2 protein-coding genes are annotated in these 4,691 nt (G+C 71.1%); both read right to left on the bottom strand.

The annotated features are described in order from the left end of the window. Positions 1-2,047 (bottom strand): amino acid adenylation domain-containing protein (locus RIF68_RS27875; RefSeq protein ID WP_309054062.1); only part of this gene is annotated, 2,047 nt, incomplete at its 3' end. Beyond that, positions 2,044-4,691, bottom strand: a 2,648-nt coding sequence (locus RIF68_RS27870; protein ID WP_309054061.1) for a Pls/PosA family non-ribosomal peptide synthetase, incomplete at its 5' end; no start/stop codon positions are given. The genes RIF68_RS27875 and RIF68_RS27870, both read right to left, overlap by 4 nt.

Below are 4,691 nucleotides of genomic sequence, written 5' to 3'. Positions count from 1 at the left end.
GTCGCTCCGCCACGACGACCGCCCCGTCGCGGACTCCGGGAACCCGCAGGAGGGCGTTCTCGATGTCGCCGATCTCGATCCGGAACCCGGAGATCTTGACCTGGTTGTCCCGCCGGCCCAGGTACTCGAGCCTGCCGTCCGGCGACCAGCGACCGTAGTCGCCCGCCCGGTAGAGCCGCGCGCCGTCCACATGGGGATCGGTGGAGTACGCCTGTGCCGTCCGCTCCGGGTCGTTGACGTACCCGCGGCCCACGCACACTCCGGAGAAGGCGATCTCGCCCGGTGCTCCGAGCGGCACGAGCCGCTGCCGCTCGTCGAGGAGGTGGATCCGCACGTTCGGGACCGGACGGCCCAGTGGCACGTGATCGCCCGCCGGCGCGGCGCTCATCACCTCGTGGTTCGTGTCGTCCGAGGTCTCCGTCAGCCCGTAGGCGTTGACGAGCTTGACGTCGGGCAGCACGTCGAACCAGCGGCGGACCAGCTCCTGCTTCAGGGCCTCCCCGGTCGCCGAGACGCTGCGAAGACGGGGCAGGTCGCGCGGCCTGCCCTCCAGGTAGGCCACCACCGCGTCCAGGTACGAGGGGACGACCTGGAAGACGGCGACCTGGCCCTGTTCCACCGTGTCGACGAACCGCTCGACGTCGAGGATCCGGTCCTGGCCGACGATGAGGGTGCGGCCGCCGACGAGCAGGGCCGAGACCAGCTGCCACAGGGAGATGTCGAAGCACTGGGGGGCGCTCTGGGCCACGACGTCGCCGGGTCCGATCCCCAGGTCCTCGATCTTGGCGTACAGGTGGTTCAGCATCCCGTCGTGCTCGCACATCGCGCCCTTCGGCTCACCCGTGGAGCCCGAGGTGAAATAGATGTACGCGAGCTGGTCCGGACGCACCTCCAGGCCGAGGTCGTGGGTCGCGTGTCCTTCGGCCTCGACGTCCTCGACGCGGAGTGTCGTCACGGCCGGCATCCCGGCGAGCGCCCCGTCCAGGGAGGTGGTGCTGCCCTCCTCGGTCAGCACCGTCCGGCACCCGGCCCGGGTGAGCGTCCTGGCGATGCGGTCGGGTGGGAAGTGCGGTTCGAGCGGCAGGTACGCGCCGCCGGCCTTGAGGATGCCGATGACGGCGGCCATCCACTCCAGGTCCCGCTCGGCGACGACCGCCACGACGTCCTCCGCCCGGAGTCCGCGCGCGAGCAGGGCGCGGGCGATCCGGTTGGCGCGGGCGTTGAGCTCGGCGTACGTCCACTGTCGCGTGTCCTGGACGGCCGCGAGGCGCTTGGGATGCTGCCGGACGCGCTCCTCGAAGAGCTCGTGGAAGCGTCGCCGGGGCCGGGGCCGCACGGGCCCGGCCAGCTGCTCGAGCTGGAGACGCCGTTCGTCCGGCGCAACCAGGTCGGCGTCCACGGGCTCCGCGTCGGGGTCGGTCACCAGGTGGCGGAGCGCGGTCAGGTGGTAGCCGGCGATCCTCAGGGCGGCACCGGCGTCGAGGACGTCCTGTCGGTACCGCAGGCGGAGCACCTCGCCCCCGGTCGACTGCCGGAGGAGCACACCGAGCACGACGCCCTCCGGCAGCTCGACACCGGCGTCCTGGCCGGTGTCGAGGACCACCTCGTACGCCGCAGAACCCTCCTGATGCGGAGCCTGCCCCCGTCCAGACGGTTCGGCGCGGGCCTGGGTCCGCCGGGCGTGCGCCTCGCGGACCAGGGCTCGCCAGGACGGCCGGCCCAGGTCGAGGGTGCACGGCCAGGAGCCCGCCGCGTCCCGGCAACCGGTGGTGACCTCCTGCTCGCCCGACAAGGCCTGGAGCACCCTCGCGTGGGCCGCCAGCCAGATCGCGCCCGGTGCCACCTCCCAGTCCCGGGCCAGGGACCGCACGGCGGTGCGCAGGTCCTCGGGCACCGCCACCTCGACCTGCGCCTGACCCGGCCGGCGGTCCTGCGTCCACCGAGGGATCTGCGTCGGTGCGGTCCCGGGGAGGGCTGGACGGCCGAGGGCCGGTTCCGGCGTCTGCTCGGCGACGGCCCGGCAGGTGAGCACACGGGTGGTGGTCATGACAGGGACCTTTCCGGGGTGGCGGGGGACGTTGCGGCGGCACGGGCCTCGACGGCCGGGTTGCCGGCCCACAGGGAGCCCCGGGCGAGGGCCTCCCCTTTCATCACGAAGGAGTCGGTGGCGACGACGACGCCGTCCTCGACGGTCACGCCGTAGTGGACGAGGGCGGCGACGCCGACCGTGACGTCGTCACCGATGACGTCCTGGTCGGACTTGAACATGCCGTCCTCCTGGGAGTGGCACTGGATGTTGGTCCCGGCGTTCAGCGTGCAGCGGGAACCGATCGTCACCAGGCTCCGCTCGGGGATCGAGCAGCCGTCGTCGAAGACCCGGCTCCCCATCCGCACGCCCAGCCGCCGCCAGACGAGCGGCTTGAACGCCGTCCCGTTGAGCATGTTCATGCGGAGGTTGACGATCTGCAGCTTCCAGTACCGCTCGTGCCACCAGAAGTACGGGTGGTAGATGGAGCAGAGTTGGGGTTGAAGTCCCCGGAACCGCGTCATGACGTTCTCGATCACGATGGGGACCAACAGCCCGACCACGAGCATCACGACGAACGACGCCGAGAGGGCCAGGACACCGAACCTGTCGGACAGCTCGAGGGCGGCGAACGCGGCCAGCATGGCCAGCGACGCGTTGAGCCACCGCACCAGCAGGAAGAGGACCATCGTGCGCAGGTTGTGCTTGTTCTTGGCCGAGAGGGCCCGGCGGAACCGGGCGGGGTCCGCGTGCTCCTCGAGCGGGGCGTCCCGCAGGACCGAGCGGGGGATCTCGAACGCCGGCGATCCGAGCAGACCCACGTCCTGGCGCACCGGTCCGTCTACGGGGACCATCACCTTGGTGGCGAGCAGACAGTTGTCCCCGGTCCTGGCCCCGGCGGGGTAGAGCACGAAGTTGCCGAGGAAGCTGTGCGCGCCGACCGTCACCGGGCTGATCTTGAACGACGTGGGCGAGTAGTCGGTGTTCATGAACGAGACCCCATCGGCGATCATCGTGCCGGTGCCGATCGTCGACAGGTACGGGTTGTCGTGCTTGAACAGCGTGCCCAGGTTCGAGCCAGTCTGCTGGACGTGCGGCTGCTGGTACCCGAGGGCCCGCACGTAGTTCACGACGTACGAGCTGTCGCCGAACAGCGTGCTGAGGATGGGCCTGTTGGTCAGCCTCTCCACGCCCCGCTCGGCCGCGTGCCGCAGTCCGAACAGCGGGTACACCGTGTCCGGCTTCAGCAAGAGCTGGAGCACCCGCGGCACGGTCGTCGTGATGAGCAGCATCACGATCGTTCCGCCGAGGACGCCCACGCCGGCGAAGGCGACGGCGTCGGCGTAGAAGACCCAGTTGGTGAACGCGTGCGGTTGCGACTCCAGGAGCGCGGCCACGCGCGGGAACGCCAGGACGGCCAGGATCAGGGTCAGCCCCACCATGACGCGGCCCAGCGCGAGCGTGGCCAGCAGCTGTGCTGCGGCGTACACGGCGCGCCGCCCCGGTCGGTAGGGTGCCGCGGCCACCGTGGCGAAGTCCGTCTCGGTGGGCCTGCCCGGCGAGCCGTGCCAGTGCTCGCCCGCGGGCACGGCCTGGCCGGTGTACAGCGTGGACCGGTGGCCCAGCTGGGAGCCGTCTCCCATAGTCGTCTCGACGTCCAGGACGCTGCCCTCGCCGACGATCACGTCCCGGCCCAGCGTCACCGCGCCGGTCTGGATGACGCCGCCGTGTGCCCGGTAGCCGTTGGAGTACACGTCCTTGCGGATCACCGTCCCTTCCCCGATCGTGATCAGGTCGGTGCAGACCGGCAGGTGGGTGGTCAGGATCGTGACGTTGCGGCCGACCTTGGCGCCCATGGCCCGGAGGTAGAAGGTCGTCAGCGGGGAACCGGTCATGAGCGCGAGGGGCGAGGTGCGCATCAGGGTCTTGACCAGCCAGAACCGGAAGTAGCCCAGGCTCCAGATCCGGATCTCCCGGGGCCGGAAGCGCCCGATGAGAATCCACTTTCCCGCCACTGGCAGGATGCACAGCAGCAGGAACGTGGCCGCGCCGAGGGCGACCGACCGCAGGTAGAGCTCCCCGAAGCCCATCCCGTGGCCCACCCAGTGGTGGCTGCCCGGCCCCGCGGCCGGGAACACCCACAGGTACCCCCAGACCGCGACCGCGCCGGCGAGCAGACAGTAGCCGAGGTAGACGAGCACCTGCAGGGCGCCACAGGTGAGGTACTCCCACGTCCGCGCGTCCATGGGCGGCGGTGTCGACGGCACGGAGGCCACGACGGGATCAGGCTCCTGCGGCTGGTCCTGTTCCGCGGGGCCCTGCAGCACCGCGGCGAGGGCGGCGATGTTCGGATGGCTGTAGACGTCCTTCATGGACACCGCCGGCAGGTCCGGCTGCTTGCGCACCCGGGCGCAGAACCGCGCCATGACCATCGAGTCCGCACCCAGATCGGCGAAGAAGTCGGCGTCGACCGGCACCTGGTCCACGCCAAGCACCCCGGTCAGCACCTCGGCCAGCCGGTCCTGCACGGCCGCCGGCACCGGCACCGGCGGCGCCAGGGCCCCGGCCAGTGCCGTGATCGTCGGATGCTGGTAGACGTCCTTCATGGACACCGCCGGCAGGTCCGGCTGCTTGCGCACCCGGGCGCAGAAGCGCGCCATCACCA

Origin of the sequence: Streptomyces sp. (assembly GCF_031178505.1) — a bacterium.
Classification (GTDB): domain Bacteria; phylum Actinomycetota; class Actinomycetes; order Streptomycetales; family Streptomycetaceae; genus Streptomyces; species Streptomyces gulbargensis.
Note: the sequence above shows the minus strand (reverse complement) of the source record. Positions and strands in the feature narration are given on the sequence as shown.